Source organism: Cellulomonas sp. B6 (assembly GCF_001462455.1).
Taxonomy (GTDB): Bacteria; Actinomycetota; Actinomycetes; order Actinomycetales; family Cellulomonadaceae; genus Cellulomonas.
This window is the reverse complement of record NZ_LNTD01000117.1, coordinates 18,636-37,966: the sequence shown is the minus strand read 5'-3', so window position 1 is coordinate 37,966 and position 19,331 is coordinate 18,636. Positions and strand designations below refer to the sequence as shown.

The following is a 19,331-nucleotide window of genomic DNA, read 5'->3' as shown; positions in this document are numbered from 1 at the left end:
CCCACGCCGGTGTCCGTCGGTCGGGTCAGTCGACGGGGAACAGCGTCAGGCTCAACGTGCCCGCGTACTCCCCGGGCGCGGTGTCGACCGGCACGTCGAGCACGAGGTCCGCGCCCAGCGTCGCCGTGCCGACCCGGCCCTCGGCGGTCGCCGACGCGAGCCGGCCGGGCACGGCCAGCCCCTCGCCGCCGCCGAGCGCCGTCGCGCGCGCGTCGCCCGCCACCAGCCCGGCCCGCGGCGTCTCGACCCGCGGCGTCCACCCCAGGTGCTTGCCCTCGAGCAGGCGCGCCCCGGAGTCGAACGTGTACGCCTGGCCGGTGACGGCCCACCCGGTGACCCCCGCCTGCGCGACGGTCCGCGAGTCGGTGACGGTCACGGCGGGCAGCTGCCCCCGGAACCGCAGCGCGGTGCCGGTCTGCTGCGGCCCGTCGAGCGCGACGCCCGAGCCGTCGTCGGCCACGGACAGCGCGAGCACGCCGTCCTGCCCCTCCGGCACGACCGCCCGCAGCTCGACGCCCTGCGTCCCGCCGTCCTCGCGGAACAGGCGCGGCAGCAGGTCGATGAGGTTCGTCGACCACACCTCGAACCCGTGCGGGCCCTGCGTGACGCCGGCGAACTCGTGCTCGACCCCGTTCTTCTCCAGCAGGTCCAGCAGGTTCATCGTCTGCTGGTAGGTGAAGTCGGTCTTGTCACCGGTGTACATGCGCGCCAGCCGCGTCTCGGCGTTGACGGCCGCCGCGTCGAACTGCGGCGTGCCGAAGAACAGCCCGCCCGAGAACGCGCCGACCCACCCGAACTGACCCGGACGGGTCAGCCACGTGTTGAGCGTGTTCATCGCACCCATCGACAGGCCCGCGATGCCCTGCCCGGCCGCGTCGGACCGGATGTGGTACGCCGCGCGCGCCGCCGGTGCGAGGTTGTCGAGCAGCTCGGTCGGGAAGTCGGGCACGTTGCCGTTGCCCATGACGACGACCATCGGGACGATGCCGCCCTGCGCCGAGTAGTTGTCGAGGATCTGCGGCGCACGGCCCACCTCGACCCAGTCGCCGTAGTTCTGCCCGCCGCCGTGGTTGAGGTACAGCACGGGGTACGGCTCGGCGCGGTCCGGGTCGTAGCCCGGCGGCGTCCAGACGTACGCCTTGCGCTCCTCGTTCGCGACCTTGCTGTCGTACGTCAGCACGGACAGCTCGCCCCGCTGGCCCTCCGGGGCGTCGGCGAGCATGCGGTCGTTCTCGCCCGGCACGAACAGCGGGCTGACGCCCGTGAGCGTGTTCACCGTGTCGGCGGGGTCCTTCTCGTCGACGCCGTCCACGACGTACCGGTAGTAGTAGAAGCCGTCGAGCGGCCCCATCGACAGCCGCCACCGGTCGCCGACCTTCGTCATCGGCACCCGGAACCACGCACCGTTCGGCGCCCAGTTCGCCCACACCGTGACGCCCTTCGCGTCGGCCCACTGCGTGCCGGTCTCGAACGTGACGATCCCGTTCTCGTCGACGTGCGGCGTCGTGATCGACCCCGCCGCGGGCGGCGTGTAGCGCGCGTCGAGCGGGCGGTGCCCCTCGCGCGGGCCGTGCCCCGCGTCGTCCTGGAAGACGCGCGACGCGAAGTCCCGCAGGCCCTCGCGCCACGTGTCCCACGTGCCGCCCGTGTCGGGGTCGACGCCGTCGAACTCGTGCTCGACGCCCGCGCGCTCGAGCGTGCGCAGCAGGTCGTGCGTGCTGTTGTACGCGGGGTCGAGCACGTTGCCGACGTAGACGCGCAGCCGGTCGGTGCCCGCGTTGATCTCGCGCGCGGTGCTCGCGCTGATCGACCCGGTGAGCCGCCCGGAGAACGACGCGACCTCGGAGAACACCCCCGGGTCGGTCCGCAGCACGGTGAGCGCGTGGTGCGCGCCGTCGCCGATGCCCGCCAGCGCCTGGCCGGCCGCGTCGTCGGTCACGTGGTACGCGTCGCGGGTCGCGGCGACCACGCCGTCGAGCAGCTCGGTGCGCGGGTCGGTGCCCCGCGCGTCGGCCATGACGACGACCATGTCGGCCAGGCCGCCCTCGGCCGCCAGGTTGTCGAGGACCTGCGGCGCGCGGCCCAGCTCGGCCCACTCGCGCGCCGACTGCGAGCCGTCGGCGAGCAGGTAGAGCACGGGGTAGGCGTCGGCGCGGCCGGGGTCGTAGCCCGGCGGCGTCCACACCAGCGCGTCGCGGTCGGTGCCGTCGACGGGGCTGTCGTACGCGAGGTCGGCGACCGTGCCGCCGTGCGCGACGTCCGCCATCCACTGCACCGACGGTCCGGGTACGAACAGCGTGTTCCACGTCGGGTGCGACGTGACGGCGGCCGGGCTGGACGGCTCCTTGAACGACTTCTTGGTGCGGTCCGGCCAGGTGCCCGTGTACTGGTAGTAGTACAGGCCGGGCTGGAGGATCCCCACCTGCGTCGGGTAGTCGGTCCCGCTCGGGTCCATGGCCAGGTCCGACCACGTGCCCGCGGGCCCGAAGTTGCCCTGGAGCTCGACCTGCGCGGGCTTGCTGCCCAGGATCCGCTCGGCCTCGGCCTGCGGCACCACGAACCGGTGGTACCCCTCGGGCGTCACCGACACCCACGGGTCTGGCGCCACCGGCTCGGCCGCCGCGGACGGCGCCATCGCCGCCGCCGTGCCGAGCGCCAGCGCGGCGCCCGTGACCACGGCCGTGGTCCTGCGTGCTGCGCCACGGGCCTGCCGTGGCGTTCTTCCCCTCATCCCCATCGGTACCCCTTTCACGGTCCCGACCGGCAGGGGACGTCGCGGCCCCGCGCTCGTCTCCGAGCGTGGGGGAGTACGTCCTGCGCCACCCCCTGACGGAGCCACGGACGCCTGCGTCCGCGGCCTTCCCGCCGTCCTGCGACGGTGCAGGGGCGGGTGCCCGAATGCTGTCGGGTCGAGAGGTTTAACGTCAACCTTCCGAGTGCACGGCGGTGTGCAGAGCGACGCGGCGAACGACCCGGCGAGACCGGGACCGGCGCCCGTGCAACCTTTCCGGGTGCCGCGAGCGTCTAGGGGGCATGGGGCGAGAGGGCAGGCGATGACACGAGACGACGAGTTCCGCGCCTGGACGCAGCAGCACCGTCAAGGGCTGGTCCGCACGGCGACGCTCCTGACGGCGGGCGACGGGCACACCGCCGAGGACGTCGTGCAGGCCACGCTGACCAGGCTCTACGTGGCGTGGCCACAGGTCAGGCTCGCCGACGACCGCAGCGCGTACGTGCGCCGCGCCCTGGTCAACGCCTTCACCGACGAGATGCGGGCGCGGGCGCGTCGCCGCGAGGACCTGCGCAGCGAGCCTCCCGACGGCGCCGTGCCCCTCGGTGCCGTCGACCCGGACACGCTGCTGCTCTACGACGCCCTGCGCGAGCTGCCCGACCGGATGCGCGCGACCGTCGTGCTGCGGTACTTCCACGACCTGAGCGTGCAGGACACCGCGCGGACCCTGCGGTGCACGCAGGGCACCGTCAAGAGCCAGACCGCCCGCGCGCTGGACAAGCTCCGGGACCGTCTCGGCCCGGCGCTCGGGCCGCCCGTCGTTCGATCCCTCCCCGCCGACGCGCCGCCCGCCCGGCCGGCCGACCGCACGACCGACCACCCGACCGACGGCACGGCTCTCGCCGCCGTCCCCGCACCGAGGAGCGTGGCATGACCCGCGACGACGTCCCGCACGACGCAACCGCCCTGACCGACCTGCTGACGCGTGCGGCGACCGCGGTCGCCGCCGTCCCCGGTGACGAGCTGCTCGACGACGACGTGCGGCGCGGGCGCGCCGCACGCCGACGCCGCACCCTGGGCCGGCTCGCCGGGGTGGGCGTGGTGGCCGTGCTCGGTGTCGGGCTGTCGCTCGCGCTGCCGCGGGGCACGACCGCACCGGCCGCCGCGGTGCCGCTCGTGGCCTTCACCGGCGAGGACGTCACGGGTTTCGAGCTGGAGGTCGTGCCGGAGGGCTGGCGCGTGCTCACGTCCCACGCGGGCGACCTGGTCCTGGCCGCGCACGACGACGACGGCGCCCGGCCCGGCAGCTTCGAGGGCCGCATCGCGATCATGCTGACCGAGGAGCAGTACCTGCCGGGCGCGCCGGACGACGCCGTGCACGTCACGGCGGAGGGCAGGGACGTCCTGGTGTTCGCCACGACCGGGACCTCCCCGTCGCAGGGCGTGTCCGTCGCTCAGCCCGACGGGTCGTACCTGTACGTCCAGGTCCCCGCCGAGGTGCGCTGGTCCGACCAGCAGGCGGCCGAGTTCGCCGTCACGGTGGGGGTCACGCCCGAGGCGGTCGTCGGCGTCGGCTGAGACGCCGGCCCCGCGGTGGGGTGGGTGCCGTAGGCTGACGGTGACCCACCCCACAACTGAACACGCTGCTCGAACCGCGGCGGGAGAGCTCCCGCCGATCGTCCGCCCGCACACCGGTGCGGACGGCAGCGCGGGACGCCGAAGGAGCAACCCTCCCCGGGAATCTCTCAGGCCCCCGTACCGCCGCGGCCAGGCAACTCTGGAAAGCGGCGCCGGCCAGGTCCGGCGCCCACCGACGGTGCAAGTCGGCGCGCCCCGGAGCCCGTCCCGTGGGACGCGCTCATGGCGGACCGGCAAAACTCTCAGGTCACCCCTGCGCGGGTGGATGACAGAGCGGGGAGCCCCTACCCGTCCCGGACCCGTCCGGACGACCCCGTGGAGCACCCGTGACCGACCTCGCCACGCCGCCCGTCACCCCGCCCGCCGCACCGACGCACTCGCCCGCGGCCGCGGGTTTCGTCGACCGGCACGTCGGCCCGCGCGGCGACGAGACCGCGCGCATGCTCGCGACGCTCGGCTTCGCCGACCTCGACGCGCTCGTCGACGCGGCCGTGCCCGCGGTGATCCGCACGGACCGGCCGCTGGACCTGCCCGCCGCGCGCGGCGAGGAGGAGGTCCTCGCGGACCTGCGCGCGATCGCGGGCCGCAACCGCGTGCTGCGCCCCATGATCGGGCAGGGCTACTACGGCACGACGACGCCCGCGGTGATCCGCCGCAACGTGCTGGAGTCGCCGGCCTGGTACACCGCGTACACGCCGTACCAGCCCGAGATCTCGCAGGGCCGGCTCGAGGCGTTGCTCAACTTCCAGACGGTCGTGTCCGACCTGACGGGCCTCGACGTCGCGAACGCCTCGCTGCTCGACGAGGCCACGGCGGTGGCCGAGGCGGTCGCGCTGATGTGGCGCGCGTCGCGGGCGACGACGGGCACGGTCGTGCTGGACGCCGACCTGTTCCCGCAGTCGCTCGCGGTCGCACGGGGGCGAGCCGAGGCCGTCGGCCTGCCCGTGGTGGTCGCGGACCTGCGGGACGGCCTGCCCGAGGTCGACGGGCCGCTGGTCGGCGTCGTCGTCCAGCAGGTCGGTGCGTCGGGGGCGCTGCACGACCTGCGCCCGGTGGTCGCCGCGGCCAAGGAGCGCGGCGCGCTCGTGACGGTCGCGGCGGACCTGCTCGCGCTCACGCTCACGACGACCCCCGGCGAGCTCGGCGCGGACGTCGCGGTGGGCTCGGCGCAGCGGTTCGGCGTCCCGCTGTTCGGCGGCGGCCCGCACGCCGCGTTCATGGCCGTGCGCCAGGGTCTCGAGCGCACGCTGCCCGGGCGCCTGGTGGGCGTCTCGGTGGACGCCGACGGCGCACGCGCCTACCGGCTCGCGCTGCAGACCCGCGAGCAGCACATCCGCCGCGAGAAGGCGACGAGCAACATCTGCACCGCGCAGGCGCTGCTCGCGATCGTCGCGTCGATGTACGCCGTCTACCACGGGCCCGACGGCCTGGCCGCGATCGCGCGCCGCGTGCACGGCGGCGCCGTCCGGCTGGCCGAGGCGCTGACGGCGGCGGGCGTCGAGGTCGTGCACGAGCACGTGTTCGACACCGTGCGCACGCGTGTCCCGGGCGGGGCTCGTGCGGTCGTCGAGGCCGCTGCGGCGCGCGGCGTCAACCTGTGGGCCCCGGACGACGACCACGTCCAGGTCGCGTGCGACGAGACCACGAGCGTCGACGACCTGCTCGCGGTCGTCCTCGCGTTCGCCGACGCGGGTGTCACGACGCTGCCGTCCGACGGCGCGGGTGCGCACGACGTCGCGCTCGTCGGGCCGCAGCCTGCCGACGTCCCCGCGCACCTCGCGCGGTCGACCGGCTACCTCACGCACCCGGTGTTCCACGTGAATCGTTCCGAGACCGCGATGCTGCGGTACCTGCGGCGGCTGTCCGACAAGGACCTCGCGCTCGACCGCACGATGATCCCGCTGGGCTCGTGCACCATGAAGCTCAACGCGACCGCGGAGATGGAGCCGATCTCCTGGCCCGAGTTCGCCGCGATCCACCCGTACGCGCCCGCCGACCAGACGCAGGGGTACGCGGCGCTCGTCGGAGAGCTGCAGGACTGGCTCGCCGAGATCACCGGGTACGCGGCCGTGAGCGTGCAGCCGAACGCGGGTTCGCAGGGCGAGCTCGCGGGGCTGCTCGCGATCCACGCGTACCACGAGTCGCGCCGCGCCGACGGCGACGAGCCGCGCGACATCTGCCTGATCCCGGCGTCGGCGCACGGCACGAACGCGGCCTCGGCGGCGCTCGCGGGGCTCAAGGTCGTGGTCGTCGCGACGGCCGAGGACGGCGAGGTCGACCTCGCCGACCTGCGCGCGAAGCTGGCCCAGCACGGGCCGCGGGTGGCCGCGATCATGATCACCTACCCCTCGACGCACGGCGTGTATGAGGCCCACGTGCGGGAGGTCTGCGACCTCGTACACGCGGCGGGTGGTCAGGTGTACATCGACGGCGCCAACCTCAACGCGCTCGTCGGGCTGGCCCGGCCGGCCGAGCTCGGCGGGGACGTGTCGCACCTCAACCTGCACAAGACGTTCTGCATCCCGCACGGCGGCGGCGGCCCCGGCGTCGGCCCGGTCGCGGTCGCGGCGCACCTCGCGCCGTTCCTGCCCGGCGACCCCACCCCCGGTGCGGTGGGCGGCTCGCCCGTCGCCCCCGTCTCCGCGGCGCCCTGGGGCTCGGCCGGCATCCTGCCGATCTCGTGGGCGTACGTCGCGCTCATGGGCCCCGACGGCCTGCGCCGCGCGACCGAGACCGCGGTGCTCGCCGCGAACTACCTCGCGGCGCGCCTGCGCGAGCACTTCCCCGTGCTGTACGCCGGCCCCGGCGGGCTCGTCGCGCACGAGTGCATCCTCGACCTGCGCCCGCTCACCAAGGCCACGGGCGTCACCGCCGAGGACGTCGCCAAGCGGCTCATGGACTACGGCTTCCACGCCCCGACGCTGTCGTTCCCCGTCGCCGGCACGCTCATGGTCGAGCCGACCGAGAGCGAGGACCTCGCCGAGCTCGACCGGTTCGTCGACGCGATGGTCGCGATCCGCGCCGAGATCGACGCGGTCGCCGACGGCACGTGGGAGCTCGCGGACTCGCCGCTGCGGCAGGCGCCCCACACCGCCGCCGCCGTCGCGGCAGACACGTGGGACCACGCCTACGGCCGCGAGCGGGCGGCCTACCCGCTCGCGTCGCTGCGGGCCGACAAGTACTGGCCGCCCGTGCGCCGCATCGACGGCGCGCGCGGCGACCGGCAGCTCGTGTGCTCGTGCCCTCCCGTCGAGGCGTACGCGGACGACGTGCGATGACCGGCCCCGCCACGCCCGCCACCCCCACCACCCCGGGAGACGACATGACCGACCGGCGCTCGCCGCTGCACGACGAGCACGTCGCCCTGGGCGCCGCGCTCACGTCCTTCGCCGGCTGGCAGATGCCGCTGCGCTACACGTCCGACCTGGCCGAGCACACCGCGGTCCGCACCGCCGCCGGCCTGTTCGACCTGTCGCACATGGGTGAGATCGAGGTGACCGGCCCCGACGCCGGCGCGTTCCTCGACCGCGCGCTCGTCGGCGACCTCACGGGGCTGCGCGTGCTCGGCGCGCGCTACACGATGATCGTGCAGGAGGACGGCGGCGTGATCGACGACCTCGTCGTCTACCGCACGGGCGAGCGGACGTACCTCGTGGTCGCGAACGCGTCGAACCACGAGGTCGTGCTCGCCGAGCTGCGCGAGCGCGCCGCGGGCGTCGGCGCGGGCCTCGACGTGCAGGTCACGGACCGCTCGGACGCGACCGCGCTCGTGGCGGTGCAGGGCCCGCACGCGTTGGCCGTCGTCGAGGCGCTGCCCGGCCTCGCTCCCGCACCCGACGCCCCCGCCGACGTCACGCCCGCGACGCTCCGGTACTACGCGTGCCTGCCGATGGTCGTCGACGGCACGCCCGTGCTCGTCGCGCGCACCGGCTACACCGGCGAGGACGGCTTCGAGTTCTTCCTCGACGCGGCCGCCGCGCCCGCGCTGTGGCGCGCGCTGCTCGCCGCCGGAGCCGACCACGGGATCGTGCCGGCCGGGCTGTCCGCGCGGGACTCGCTGCGCCTCGAGGCAGGCATGCCGCTGTACGGCAACGAGCTCGACCGCACCACGACCCCGCACGACGCGGGCCTCGGGCGCGTCGTCCGGCTCGACAAGGTCGACGCCGCGGGTGAGCCCGTGCCGTTCGTCGGGCGTGACGCGCTCGCCGCACGCGCGACCTCGCAGCCCGCTCGCGTCCTGGTCGGCCTGCAGGGCCTGGGCCGCCGCGCCGCTCGCCACGGGTACGACGTCGTCGCGTCGACCGAGGCGGACGCCGCGACCGTGGGGACCGTGACGTCGGGCGCACCGTCGCCCACGCTCGGCCACCCCGTCGCGATGGCCTACGTGACGCCCGAGGTCTCCGCCGAGGGCACCGAGCTCGCGGTCGACGTGCGCGGTCGTCGTGAACCCGTGCGCGTCGTGGCCCTGCCCTTCTACCGTCGTCCTCGGTGACGGCGCAGCCGCCGCCCGCACAGCGCCGCACGCAGCACCCCCGCACCCGCACCGCCCCCGACGCACCCCTGGAGCCACGATGACCGCCGAGCTGCCCACCACGCTGCAGTACACCGCCGAGCACGAGTGGGTCGACGACGCGTCGCCCGCGACGATCGGCATCACGTCGGTCGCCGCCGACGCGCTCGGCGACATCGTGTTCCTCGAGCTGCCCGCCGTCGGCTCGACGGTCGAGCAGGGCGCCGTCATCGGCGAGATCGAGTCCACCAAGTCGGTGTCGGAGCTGTTCTCGCCGGTGTCCGGTACGGTGTCCGAGGTCAACCAGGCGGCGGTCGACGACCCGTCCGTGGTCAACGCCGACCCGTTCGGCGCCGGCTGGCTGCTGCGGGTCGACGTCACCTCCACCGGGCCCGTGATGACGGCCGAGGAGTACCGCGCGCTCAACCCGTGAGGCTCCGTCACCCTCATCCGTGGGTGGTAGTGCCCAGTCGTCCCCCCGTTCGGTCGCGAAACCGGACGCTCGTCCATTCGTCCGGGTGCTTGCCCCGAACGAGTGACCTGCCGCACCCTGCTGAGGACGGAAGTTCGCCCGGGTGTATCAGGACCGGTCGAAGCAGGTCATGTCTGGTGCAGCGATCGGCACCGCGGGGGGGGATCTCACGGTGATTCGGAGAAGTCGGCAGAAGTCGCGTCATAGCGGTCCCACCTGCCCCTCTCATCCGGTACGCAGCCACCGCGGTCCCGGAGAGTCCGGGTCCGCCGCACTCCGGAGGACATCATGAGCATGCTGGACACCACCGTGAACCCGCACACCACGGGAGCCCACGCGCTCACGCGCCGGGAGCGGGTCGTGCTGGCGGAGCTGGCCGAGGACGTCACGCTCGAGGAGATCGCGACGCGGCTGTTCGTCACGCGCAACACGGTCAAGTCGCAGGTGCGTTCCGTGTACCGCAAGATCGGCGTCTCGACGCGTGCCGAGGCCGTCGCGTGGGCCGAGGCGCACGGCATCCGCTGACCCGACGTGCCGCCGGCCGGTGGCGTCGGAACGGGTCGGCCACACGGCCGTGACCGCGACGTGACACGTGGCTGGCACACTCGGCGCATGGATCCCGTGCTCGTCGTCGCCGCCGCCGTGGTCGACGACCTCGACGACCCCCGCCTGCTGCTCGCCGCGCGCCGCGCGACGCCCGCGAGCCTCGCGGGGCGCTGGGAGTTCCCCGGCGGCAAGGTCGAGCCGGGGGAGACGCCCGAGGAGGCGCTGCACCGCGAGCTGCGCGAGGAGCTCGGCGTGCGCGTCGGGCTCGGCGTCGAGCTGCTGGGCCCCGACGGCGGCACGTGGCGGCTGTCCGACCGCTACGTGATGCGGCTGTGGTTCGCCGAGGTGGTGGAGGGCGAGCCCGAGCCGATCGTCGAGCACGACGAGCTGCGGTGGCTGCCCGCGGGGCAGTGGCACGACGTGCCGTGGCTCGACGCCGACGTGCCGATCGTCGACCGACTGGTCGAGTTCGTGGCCTCGTTCGGGCGCGACGCGCACCCTCCGGTCGACCGCTCGGCCTGACCTCGCCGCCTCGAGCGCGGGGCGTGTTCTCCCTGCGCGAACGAGGCGCCGCCACCACTTGGCACTCTCGCCACGAGAGTGCTAATCCTTGACGTGTAGCCGACCCGCGGCGGACGTCCCGCCCGCGGGAGCACCGGGGCGCGGGAGGTCCGGGCCCCTCGTCGAGGAGGTGATGGGTGTGGCTACTCGTGTCGACCCGTTCCGGGAGATGGACCGTCTGCTCACGCAGGTCCTGGCGTCCGACCGCGCCGCGGCGACGATGCCGATGGACCTCTACCGCGACGGCGACCACTACGTGCTGCACGTCGACCTGCCGGGCGCCGACCCGGGCACGATCGACGTCAACGTCGAGGACCGCACGCTGACCATCCGCGCCGAGCGGACCCCGCGCACCGAGCACGACGTGCAGTGGCTCGCCAAGGAGCGCCCCGTGGGCACCTACGCGCGGCAGCTCACCGTCGGCCGCGGGCTCGCGCTCGACCGCATCTCCGCGACGTACGCCGACGGCGTGCTCACCCTGACCGTGCCGGTGGCCGAGGAGGCCAAGCCGCGCCGCATCGAGGTGCAGCACGGCGCCGCGCCGACGTCGATCGAGGCGGGCGCGTCGGCCGGCTGACCGCCACGCGACCCCGCACCCCGCAGGCCGTGCCGCGCCCGGGCGCGTGGCACGGCCTGCGGCGTGTCACGGGTGCGACGTCAGGCGGCCGGCCCGAGCCCCGCGAGCACCCGCGCGACCGTCGCCGTGCTCACGGGCTTGCTCAGCAGCGCCACCACCCCGTCCGGCGGGCGGTCGCCCACGTCCGCGTGCTCCACGACGCCTGTGACCAGCACGAACGGCACGTCGGTGCACGTGACCCGCACACCGGCCAGCACGTCGAGCCCCGTGCCGGACGGCAGGCGGTAGTCGCAGAACACCACGTCCGCACCGCCCGCCGCGGCGACCGCCGCCGCCACGTCGTCCGCCTGCGCGACGTCCCAGCCGGCCTTGCGCAGGATGTGCGCGAGGACCAGCCGGGACACGGTGTCGTCGTCGACGACCAGCGCCCTCATGCGGCGTCCCCCGCCCCCCGCACGGTGACCATGCGCAGCACGCGGTCCAGCATCGTCAGCTCGAAGACGCGCCGCGCGTCGGCCGAGCGCGGCTCGCACACCACCGCCGTGCCCCCGACCGACTCGCACACGCGGTGCGCGTGCACGACCGCCGCGAGCCCGGCGGAGTCGACGAACGTCGCCTCCGTGAGGTCGACCACCGCCGTGTCGACGCCCCCGACCGCGAACGTGTCGATCGCGCGCCGCAGCTCGAGCGCGGCGGGCGCGTCGAACCGGCCCGCGACCTCGACCACCGCGAGGCCGGGTGCGGGTCGCGTCACGCTCAACGACGTCGGGGTCACCGTCCACCCCCCGCGGGTGGTCGGTGGACGTGCAGCCGCCACGTGTTCACGGTGCCCTCCCGGGTGTGCTCGAAGTCGTCGACGAGCTTGCGGACGATCATCAGCCCGTACCCGCCCTCCTGGGGCACGCCCGGCACCGGCTCGACCGCCATCCGCGTGCGGTCGGGCACGGCGCCCCCGTCGCTCACGTGCACCGTCACCCCGTGGTCGTCGACCGCGCCGCGCACGTGCAGCCGGTCGCAGCGCGTCAGGCCGGAGTGGTCCACCACGTTGACGCAGATCTCGTGCGTCGCGAGCTCGATGCGGGTACGCACGCGGCCCGGGCTGGACCAGCCGGCGTCCGCGAACAGCGCCGTGAACCAGTCCTCGAGCACGCTCAGCGCCGAGTGGTCCACCGGCAGGTCGATCTCCCGGATCATGCCCACGCCTCCCGTCGGACGACGACGAGCGTGCGGTCGTCGGACTGCGCCACGCCCCGGCCGTGCGCCGCGACCGCGTCGAGCACGGCCGCGAGGCTGCCCGCCGCGGTGCCCCGCGCGCAGCGTGCGCACAGCGCCGCGAAGCGGTCGTACCCGAGCATGGCCCCCGCCGCGTCCTCCTGCTCCACGAGCCCGTCGGAACCGACCCACAGCGTGTCGCCGGGGGCCAGCACGACCTCCCGCACCGCGTGCGCCAGGTCGGGCAGCACGCCGAGCGGCGGCGAGGTCGCCCGCAGCACGTCCAGGTGCGCGCCCGATCCCAGCAGCACGGGCGAGTGACCCGCGTTGCACACGCGCGCCACGCCGCTCACCGGGTCGACGTGCCCGACCGCGAGCGTCACGAACCGCCGGATGTCGACGAGCCAGTCGTGGACGGCCCGGTCGATCCGCTGCGTCGCCGCCTCGACGTCGCCCGGCTCCACGCTGCTGAACGCCGCGAGGCACTCGGCGATCATGCGACTCATGACGACCGCCGCGGGCAGGCCCTTGCCCGCCACGTCGCCCACGGCGAACCACAGCCCGCCGTCGCGCCCGGCGAACGCGTACAGGTCCCCGCCCGCGACGTGCGCGGGCACCGAGCGCGCCGCGACGTCGAGCCCGGGCACCACGGGCGGCGCGGGCGCGAGCACGGCCTGCGCGACGGTCGACGCAGCCTCGTGCTCGCGCGCCACGGCCGCCCGCTCGACGGCCGTCGTGTGCAGGCGCCAGATGGTGCGGGCCATCACGGCGGTCGCCACGACGACGTCGACGAGGTCGAGGTCGCCCGTGCCGAACGGGGGTCCGGCCGGGCGGGCCACGACGACCGCGCGCAGGTCGTCGTCGGGTTCGGCGGGCACCTGCACGACCGTCGTGCCGCCGTCGAGCACCGCGACCCGGCCGGGTGCGGTCGTCGCGGCCGCCGCCGCGGCGCGCTCGACCACCCCCGCCGCGTCGGCGCCGGCGGTCGCACGCACGTCTTCGGGCCCGAGCACGGCCACGACGTCGGCGTCCGTGAGGTCGGACGCGATCGCGAGCAGCGTCGCGCGCGCCTCCGGCGGGTCGAGCGCCCGGTCGAGCACCGACGCCAGCAGCCGCAGCGCGTGCAGGCGGTCGAGCGCCGTGACGAGCGCGTCCATGATCTCCGGTGCGTCCGGCGTCCCCGTGGTCACGGCCTGCCCCTCACCCGGCGTCCGGCAGCAGGACGGCCGCGAGGTCCGTGACCTCGAGGATGGTCCGCACCGGCTCCGACGCCCCGGTGAGCGTGAACGAGCCGCCGCGCGCGAGCGCGGTGCGCCGCAGCGCGACCAGCTCGGCGAGCGCGCTCGAGTCGACGAACGTCACCCCGGACAGGTCGACCTCCAGCACGGGGGCGTCACCCTCGACGAGCTCGCGCAGCAGCCCCTGGGCCTGCGTCACCTCGTGCGCGTCGAACCGTCCCACGACCTCCGCCCGGCGGGTGCCGCCCGCCCGCTCCGTGCGCACGCTCATCGGTCCCGTCCTTCCCGGCCGGCCGTCGCCCCGCCGTTCCCCGTGCCCCGCGCTGTCACGAGGGCCCGCCTTCCGCGGCCAGCCGCCGCAGCTGCAGCACGTGCCAGTGCACGACGTCGGCGAGGGCTGCGCCCGCCGCCGCGGTGAAGTTCTGCCGCCCCAGCCGGGTGCGCAGCTCGTCGTCGTCGAGCACGCGCTCCAGGGCGTCCGCGAGCCCCGTCGCGTCGCCGGGGTCGAAGCGCTCGACCGCGAACCCCTCGTCCTCGACGACGTCGTCCAGCTCGCTGCCGCGCGGCAGCACCACCGCCCGCCCGTGCTCGCCGGCCAGGTGCAGCACACCCGGGGCGACCGGGCCCGGCGCGGACGGGAACGCGACGACCGCCGCCGAGCGGAACAACGCCGGTACGTCCTCGTCCGCCACGAACCCGGTCAGCTCGAGGCCCGGCAGGTCCCCGTGCCGCGCGGCGACCTCCGCCAGGTACCCCGGCTCGTCCGGGCCGTCCGACCCCGCGAGCACGAGCTCCACGTCGTCGCGGCCACGTCGCCGCAGCTCGCGGTGCGCGTCGACGAGCACGTCGGCGGTGACGGCGGCGCCCCACCTGCCGAACGCGAGGACGCGCCGCGGGCCGGGCGGACGTGCGAGATCGGGCAGCGGCACGAGCTCGAAGCTGCCGTGGGGTGCCAGCGCCACGTTGTCCGCGCCGTAGCCGTCGCGCACGAGCTCGACGTGCCGCGGGATGGTCAGGGCCAGCAGGTCGGCGCGCAGCAGCGCCCGCAGGCGCAGCCGCCCGGCCGCGCGCGCCACCCGGACCCGCAGCGACGGACGCCCGCGATCCGCCGGCTGCACGTCGACCGCGTCCGCGAGGTCGTGCAGCAGCACGACCACCGGAACCCCGGTGCGCCGCACCAGCCACGGCGACAGCAGGCCCAGCGCGCCCGGCAGCCGATGGGCCCCGAAGGACGTGAGCCGCACGTTGAACAGCACCGCGTCGAGGCGGTGCTCCCGTGCCGCCCGGCGGATCCGCCACGGCGTGCGCAGGTCCTCGGGCCGCCACGTGGCGACCGGGGTGACCCCCGACGGCGGGGCGGGCGCACCGTCGGGCGTCACGTCGTGGAGCAGCACCACCTCGGTGACCTGCTCGTGGCGGGCGAGGTGGTGCACGAGGTGCCGCCCGTACTCGGAGGGCCGCGCGCGGCTCGGCGGGTACGCCGACACCACGCCGACGTGCAGACCTCGGCGGACCGCGCTCAGTGGTGCCATCGGCCACCCCCCCGGAGGGGCCGGCCCGCGGGCGCCGCGGGCAGGTGTTGACGCCCGGTGCCCCACGTCCGACCCTGTGGATGGTCGAGACACTACTCCCGGCGCTCCGGCGCCGACAGCAGGGGCGCGCATGACCGGCACGGGGCAGACCGGTACGGGGGCGGCGGGTGCCGACCTGCTCCGACGCCTGCCCGCCGGCGTCCGTGCCGCGCTCGCGGTCGGTCTGCTGGGGGTGCTCGCGGGTGCCGCGGTCGGCCTCGCCGGGGGCGAGCGGGCCGCGACCGTCGTGTGCCTCGCCGTCGAGCTGCTCGCGGCGGCCGTCGTGACCGCGCGCGTCGTGATCCTGCCCGCCGAGCGCGGCGCGTGGGGCGCGATGGCGGCGGCGCTGCTGCTGCACGCCGTCGAGGAGCTGCTGACGGCGTCGTCGGTGGGCGGGATCGGGCTGTGGGTCGTGCTGTCGGCGGCGTCCTCGGCGCTCGCGGTCGTCAGCGTCGTCGCTGTCGTGTCCGCGCGCCTCGTGACGCAGACCCCGGTGATGTGGCTCGAGACGACCATCGCCGCGTCGGGCCTGCTCGCGGTCGGCGCGATGCTCGTGGGTCCGCTGAGCGGGGCCGGGTGGCTCGTCCTCGTGCACGTCGCGGGCCCGCTCGTCGTGCTCGCGGCGCTCGTGGGCGGGCTCGTGGCGCTCGCGCAGCGGCCCACGCCCGCGTGGTGGGCGATCACGGTCGGCTTCTCGCTGATGACGCTGTCCGCGGCGCTCACCACGGCCGGGTCCGCGTGGGCCGAGGGTGGGCCGGGCCTGGCCGCGGACCTCCTGACGGGCGTGGGCACGCTGGTCGTCGCGGCCGGGGCGTGGTGGTCCCGCCCGCGGACGACCGGGGCCGTCGCACCCCTGTCGAACCTCGGGGTGCCGCTCGTGTTCCTCGTCGCGGCGCTCGTCGTCGAGCTCGTCGACACCGTCGCCGAGGTGCCCGTGCTCGCCGAGGCGGCGGCGTTCGTCGCGCTCACCGCGGGGGTCGGTCGGCTGTTCCTCGCCGTGCGGTCCGCGCAGCGCGTCGGGCGCACCGAGCAGGCCCTCAACCGCACCCTGCGGCAGGCGCACGAGGACGCGCTCGCCGCGGCCGCGGCCCGCACGGCCTTCGTCGCCAACATGAGCCACGAGATCCGCACGCCGATGAACGCGGTCATCGGCATGACGGGCCTGCTGCTGGACACCGACCTCGACGCCGAGCAGCGCGAGTACGCGCAGACCGTGCGGCTGTCGGGGAACCTGCTGCTCGACCTCATCAACAACGTGCTCGACCTGTCGAAGATCGAGGCCGGCGGGCTCGACCTCGAGGACCACCCGTTCGACCTCACGGCCGCGGTCGACGACTCCCTCGGGTTGCTCGCGCACGCGGCGAGCGCGCGCGACGTCGCGCTGCTCGCGGACGTCGACCCGGCGTGCCCCGCGTGGGTGCGCGGCGACGTGACGCGGCTGCGGCAGGTGCTCGTCAACCTCGTCGGCAACGCCGTGAAGTTCACGCACAGCGGGGACGTGGTGGTGCGGGTCGCGCCCGCCGAGGGGACGCCCGGTGCCCTGCGGTTCGCCGTCACGGACCAGGGCATCGGCATCCCCGCCGACCGCATGGACCGGCTGTTCCGCGAGTTCAGCCAGGTCGACGCGTCGACGACCCGCCGCTACGGCGGCACCGGGCTGGGGCTGGCCATCAGCAGCGCGATCGTCGCGCTCATGGGCGGTGCGCTCGGCGTGACGTCCGAGGTGGGCGTCGGCTCGACGTTCGCGTTCACGGTCGTGCTGCCGCCCGTGCCGGCCCCGACGCCCGAGTCGACGGCACCCGCCGTGCTGCACGGCCGCACCGCGGTGGTCGTCGAGGACGACGCCACCAACCGCCGCATCCTGGTCTCGCAGCTCGAGCGGTGGGGGCTGACGTGCCGGGCCTTCGCGTCGGCCGAGGACCTGCTCGACGCCGCCGACGTCGAGCGCCCCGACCTCGTGACGCTCGACATGCGGCTGCCCGGTCTCAGCGGGGTCGAGGCGGCGCACCGCGTGCGCGAACGTCCGGGCTGGCACGACGTGCCGCTCGTGCTGCTGAGCAGCCTCAACGACGTGCTCACCGTCCGGGAGCGCGCGCCGTTCGCCGCGCTGCTGACCAAGCCCGTGCGCGCCGCCGAGCTGCGGCGCGTCGTCACCGACGTCGTCACGGGCCGGCGGCGTGAGCCCAGCCGCGCCGCGCCCGCCCGCACGGGCGCGCGGCTGCGGGTGCTCGTCGCCGAGGACAACGCGGTCAACCGCACCATGGCGGAGCGGGTGCTGGCGGCGATGGGGCACGACGTGGAGACCGTCGGCGACGGCGGTGCGGCCGTGGCGCGCACGGCCGAGCAGGACTTCGACGCCGTGCTCATGGACATCCACATGCCCGTGCTCGACGGGCTCGAGGCGACGCGGGAGATCCGCGCACGGGGCGGCGCGCACCAGCCGGTGATCGTCGCGCTCACGGCCAGCGCCACGGCCGAGGACCGGCAGGCCAGCGCCGCGGCCGGCATGGACGACTTCCTCACCAAGCCGTTCCGGTCCCAGGACCTCGACCACGTCCTCGCACGCGTCGCCCCGCGGCGCGCGGACGCGGGGGCGGCACCCGTGCCCGGCGCGCCGACGGCGCCGACGGCACCCGCGACGCCCGGCGCCGCCGACCCGACCGCCTCGGCCGACCCGGTGGTCCCCGCAGACCCGGTCGTCCCCGGCGACTCGGCCGCCCCCGCCGACCCCGCGGAGGGGGCGCCCGTCCTCGACGCCGACACGTTCGCGCTCGCGTGCGAGGTCGACGCCGCGTCGGGCGGTGCGCTGCTCGGCGCGTTCGTCGCCGACTGCGCGACCGGTGCCGACCGTCTCGACGCGGCGGCCGTCGCGGGCGACCCCGGCGAGGTCGCCGCGGTCGCGCACGCGTGGCTGGGTGCCTGCGCGACCGTCGGCGCGACGGGCCTGGCGGACCTGCTGCGACGGGTCGAGGACGCCGCGCGGCGCGGCGCGCTCCCGGGCGCGGACGTGCTCGGTGCCGTGCGTGCCGAGGCGACCGCGGTGACCGCCGCGGTGCGTGCTGCCGTCAGCGCGTCGTCGTGAGCGTCGCCACGAGGCGGCCGAGCGCGTCGTCGAGGATCGACGGCGCCGTCGCGAGGTTGAGGCGCACGTGCCCGTCGCCGGCCTCGCCGAACGTCGGGCCGGGGTTGACCGCGAGCCGCCCGCGCGCGAGCAGCAGCCGCGCCGGGTCGGCACCGCTCGCGGCCACCGCGGGCGTCGCGCGCAGGTCGAGCCACGCGAAGTACGTGGCCGCCGGGCGGTCCCAGCGGGCCTCCGGCAGCCGCTCCGCCAGGACGGCGGCCGTGCGGTCGCCGTTCGCGCGGATCCCGGCACGCACGTCGTCGAGCCACGCGTCGCCCGCGCGGTAGGCGGCCTGGTGCGCGATCGACGCGACGTGGCTGACGCCGTGCCGCACGATCTCGGGCATCCGGTCCAGGTCGCGCGCCGCCGGGCCCGGTACCGCGATCGCGGCCTTGAGCCCGGCGAGGTGGAACGCCTTGGACGCCGAGTGCAGCGCGATCGCGTCGGGGATCACGGTGGTGGTCGGCACGAACGGCTCGTCGCCCACCACGAGCGGCGCGTGGATCTCGTCCGCGACGACCCGCACGCCGTGGTGCGCGGCGAGCTCGCCCAGCGCGCGCAGCTCGTCGGCCGTGTGCAGCGTGCCGGTCGGGTTGTGCGGGTGGCACAGCAGGTACGCGCGGGCGCCCGCGAACGCGCGGTCCAGCGCGTCGAGGTCGAGGCGCCCGGCGGGCGTGAGCGGTGCGGTGACCACGCGCCGGTCCGCGTGCTCGACGAACTCGCGGAACGGCGGGTAGACGGGCGGGCTGATGACGACGCCGTCGCCGGGCCTCGTCACGAGGCGCAGCACCTCGACGGCGCCCAGCATGACGTCCGGCACCAGGCGCGTGCGCTCCACCGGGACGTCCCAGCCCTGGCGGCGCGCCGCGAAGTCCGCGAACGCCTCCGCGTACGCCGTGCCCTGCGGGCTGGTCGGCTCGGCCTCGTAGCCCGTGTCGCCGAGCGTCATGGCCCGCTGCACCGCCTCGACCACCGCCTCGAGCGGGCGGACGTCCATCTCGGCGACGAACGCGGGCAGCACGTCCGGGTCGTACGTGTGCCACTTGAGGGAGGTGCGCCGACGCAGCTCGTCGGGCGTGACGTCGAAGGGCGAGGTCATGACCGGCACGCTAGCCGAGCAGACCCCGTCACGACGCGGACCGGTGACGTCACGA

Annotated in this window: 17 protein-coding genes and 1 riboswitch; of the genes, 9 read left to right on the top strand and 8 right to left on the bottom strand. The window is 75.6% G+C overall.

Annotated features, from left to right (window positions below; all coding sequences use genetic code 11):
• Nucleotides 1-25: 25 nt before the first annotated feature.
• Entirely contained in the window at nucleotides 26-2,677 is a 2,652-nt protein-coding gene (locus ATM99_RS11280) for an alpha/beta hydrolase-fold protein (RefSeq protein ID WP_062103013.1), read from the bottom strand.
• Nucleotides 2,678-3,053: 376 nt separating this feature from the next.
• Here ATM99_RS11280 and ATM99_RS11275 point away from each other — a divergent pair, with 376 nt between their 5' ends.
• The 8 genes from ATM99_RS11275 to ATM99_RS11240 all read left to right on the top strand — a co-directional run bounded on the left by ATM99_RS11275 (nucleotide 3,054) and on the right by ATM99_RS11240 (nucleotide 11,035).
• On the top strand, nucleotides 3,054-3,665 hold the full coding sequence (locus tag ATM99_RS11275; protein ID WP_082659626.1) for a SigE family RNA polymerase sigma factor: 612 nt from the start codon (nucleotides 3,054-3,056) through the stop codon (nucleotides 3,663-3,665).
• The gene (locus ATM99_RS11270) at nucleotides 3,662-4,309 is read left to right on the top strand and encodes a hypothetical protein (protein ID WP_062103012.1); all 648 of its coding nucleotides are present in this window, start codon (nucleotides 3,662-3,664) and stop codon (nucleotides 4,307-4,309) included. The genes ATM99_RS11275 and ATM99_RS11270 overlap by 4 nt, the downstream gene beginning before the upstream one ends.
• 70 nt (nucleotides 4,310-4,379) lie before the next feature.
• Nucleotides 4,380-4,502: riboswitch (glycine riboswitch) on the top strand.
• A gap of 193 nt (nucleotides 4,503-4,695) precedes the next feature.
• A complete protein-coding gene (gene gcvP, locus ATM99_RS11265) occupies nucleotides 4,696-7,647 on the top strand; it encodes an aminomethyl-transferring glycine dehydrogenase (protein WP_062103011.1) in 2,952 nt (983 codons plus the stop codon).
• Nucleotides 7,648-7,691: 44 nt separating this feature from the next.
• Nucleotides 7,692-8,861, top strand: a complete 1,170-nt coding sequence (gene gcvT, locus ATM99_RS11260; protein ID WP_062103017.1) for a glycine cleavage system aminomethyltransferase GcvT — start codon at nucleotides 7,692-7,694, stop codon at nucleotides 8,859-8,861.
• A gap of 79 nt (nucleotides 8,862-8,940) precedes the next feature.
• Nucleotides 8,941-9,312, top strand: coding sequence for a glycine cleavage system protein GcvH (gene gcvH / locus ATM99_RS11255; protein WP_062103010.1), 372 nt, complete (start codon nucleotides 8,941-8,943; stop codon nucleotides 9,310-9,312).
• A gap of 327 nt (nucleotides 9,313-9,639) precedes the next feature.
• The gene (locus ATM99_RS11250) at nucleotides 9,640-9,876 is read left to right on the top strand and encodes a helix-turn-helix transcriptional regulator (RefSeq protein ID WP_062103009.1); all 237 of its coding nucleotides are present in this window, start codon (nucleotides 9,640-9,642) and stop codon (nucleotides 9,874-9,876) included.
• Nucleotides 9,877-9,963: 87 nt separating this feature from the next.
• Complete coding sequence (locus ATM99_RS11245) at nucleotides 9,964-10,419, top strand: (deoxy)nucleoside triphosphate pyrophosphohydrolase (RefSeq protein WP_062103008.1); 456 nt, start codon at nucleotides 9,964-9,966, stop codon at nucleotides 10,417-10,419.
• Between the two features lie 178 nt (nucleotides 10,420-10,597).
• On the top strand, nucleotides 10,598-11,035 hold the full coding sequence (locus ATM99_RS11240; protein WP_062103007.1) for an Hsp20/alpha crystallin family protein: 438 nt from the start codon (nucleotides 10,598-10,600) through the stop codon (nucleotides 11,033-11,035).
• An 80-nt stretch (nucleotides 11,036-11,115) separates the two neighbouring features.
• Here the strand turns inward: ATM99_RS11240 and ATM99_RS11235 are convergent, their stop codons facing one another.
• From ATM99_RS11235 to ATM99_RS11210, 6 genes are read right to left on the bottom strand one after another with little or no spacing between them, the layout of a single operon-like run.
• A complete protein-coding gene (locus tag ATM99_RS11235) occupies nucleotides 11,116-11,469 on the bottom strand; it encodes a response regulator (RefSeq protein ID WP_062103006.1) in 354 nt (117 codons plus the stop codon).
• The gene (locus tag ATM99_RS11230; protein WP_062103005.1) at nucleotides 11,466-11,789 is read right to left on the bottom strand and encodes an STAS domain-containing protein; all 324 of its coding nucleotides are present in this window, start codon (nucleotides 11,787-11,789) and stop codon (nucleotides 11,466-11,468) included. The genes ATM99_RS11235 and ATM99_RS11230 overlap by 4 nt, the downstream gene beginning before the upstream one ends.
• Nucleotides 11,790-11,806: 17 nt before the next feature.
• Entirely contained in the window at nucleotides 11,807-12,229 is a 423-nt protein-coding gene (locus ATM99_RS11225; protein WP_150118257.1) for an ATP-binding protein, read from the bottom strand.
• A complete protein-coding gene (locus tag ATM99_RS11220) occupies nucleotides 12,226-13,437 on the bottom strand; it encodes a PP2C family protein-serine/threonine phosphatase (protein ID WP_062103003.1) in 1,212 nt (403 codons plus the stop codon). The genes ATM99_RS11225 and ATM99_RS11220 overlap by 4 nt, the downstream gene beginning before the upstream one ends.
• A 10-nt stretch (nucleotides 13,438-13,447) precedes the next feature.
• Complete coding sequence (locus ATM99_RS11215) at nucleotides 13,448-13,756, bottom strand: STAS domain-containing protein (protein WP_062103002.1); 309 nt, start codon at nucleotides 13,754-13,756, stop codon at nucleotides 13,448-13,450.
• A 55-nt stretch (nucleotides 13,757-13,811) separates the two neighbouring features.
• Entirely contained in the window at nucleotides 13,812-15,017 is a 1,206-nt protein-coding gene (locus tag ATM99_RS11210) for a glycosyltransferase (protein ID WP_150118256.1), read from the bottom strand.
• A 130-nt stretch (nucleotides 15,018-15,147) separates the two neighbouring features.
• On the opposite strand from ATM99_RS11210, the gene ATM99_RS11205 reads away from it, so the two are divergent.
• Entirely contained in the window at nucleotides 15,148-18,138 is a 2,991-nt protein-coding gene (locus ATM99_RS11205; protein ID WP_062103000.1) for a response regulator, read from the top strand.
• On the opposite strand, the gene ATM99_RS11200 is transcribed toward ATM99_RS11205, so the two are convergent.
• The gene (locus ATM99_RS11200; protein WP_062102999.1) at nucleotides 18,122-19,276 is read right to left on the bottom strand and encodes a MalY/PatB family protein; all 1,155 of its coding nucleotides are present in this window, start codon (nucleotides 19,274-19,276) and stop codon (nucleotides 18,122-18,124) included. The genes ATM99_RS11205 and ATM99_RS11200 overlap by 17 nt on opposite strands.
• Nucleotides 19,277-19,331: the final 55 nt, after the last annotated feature.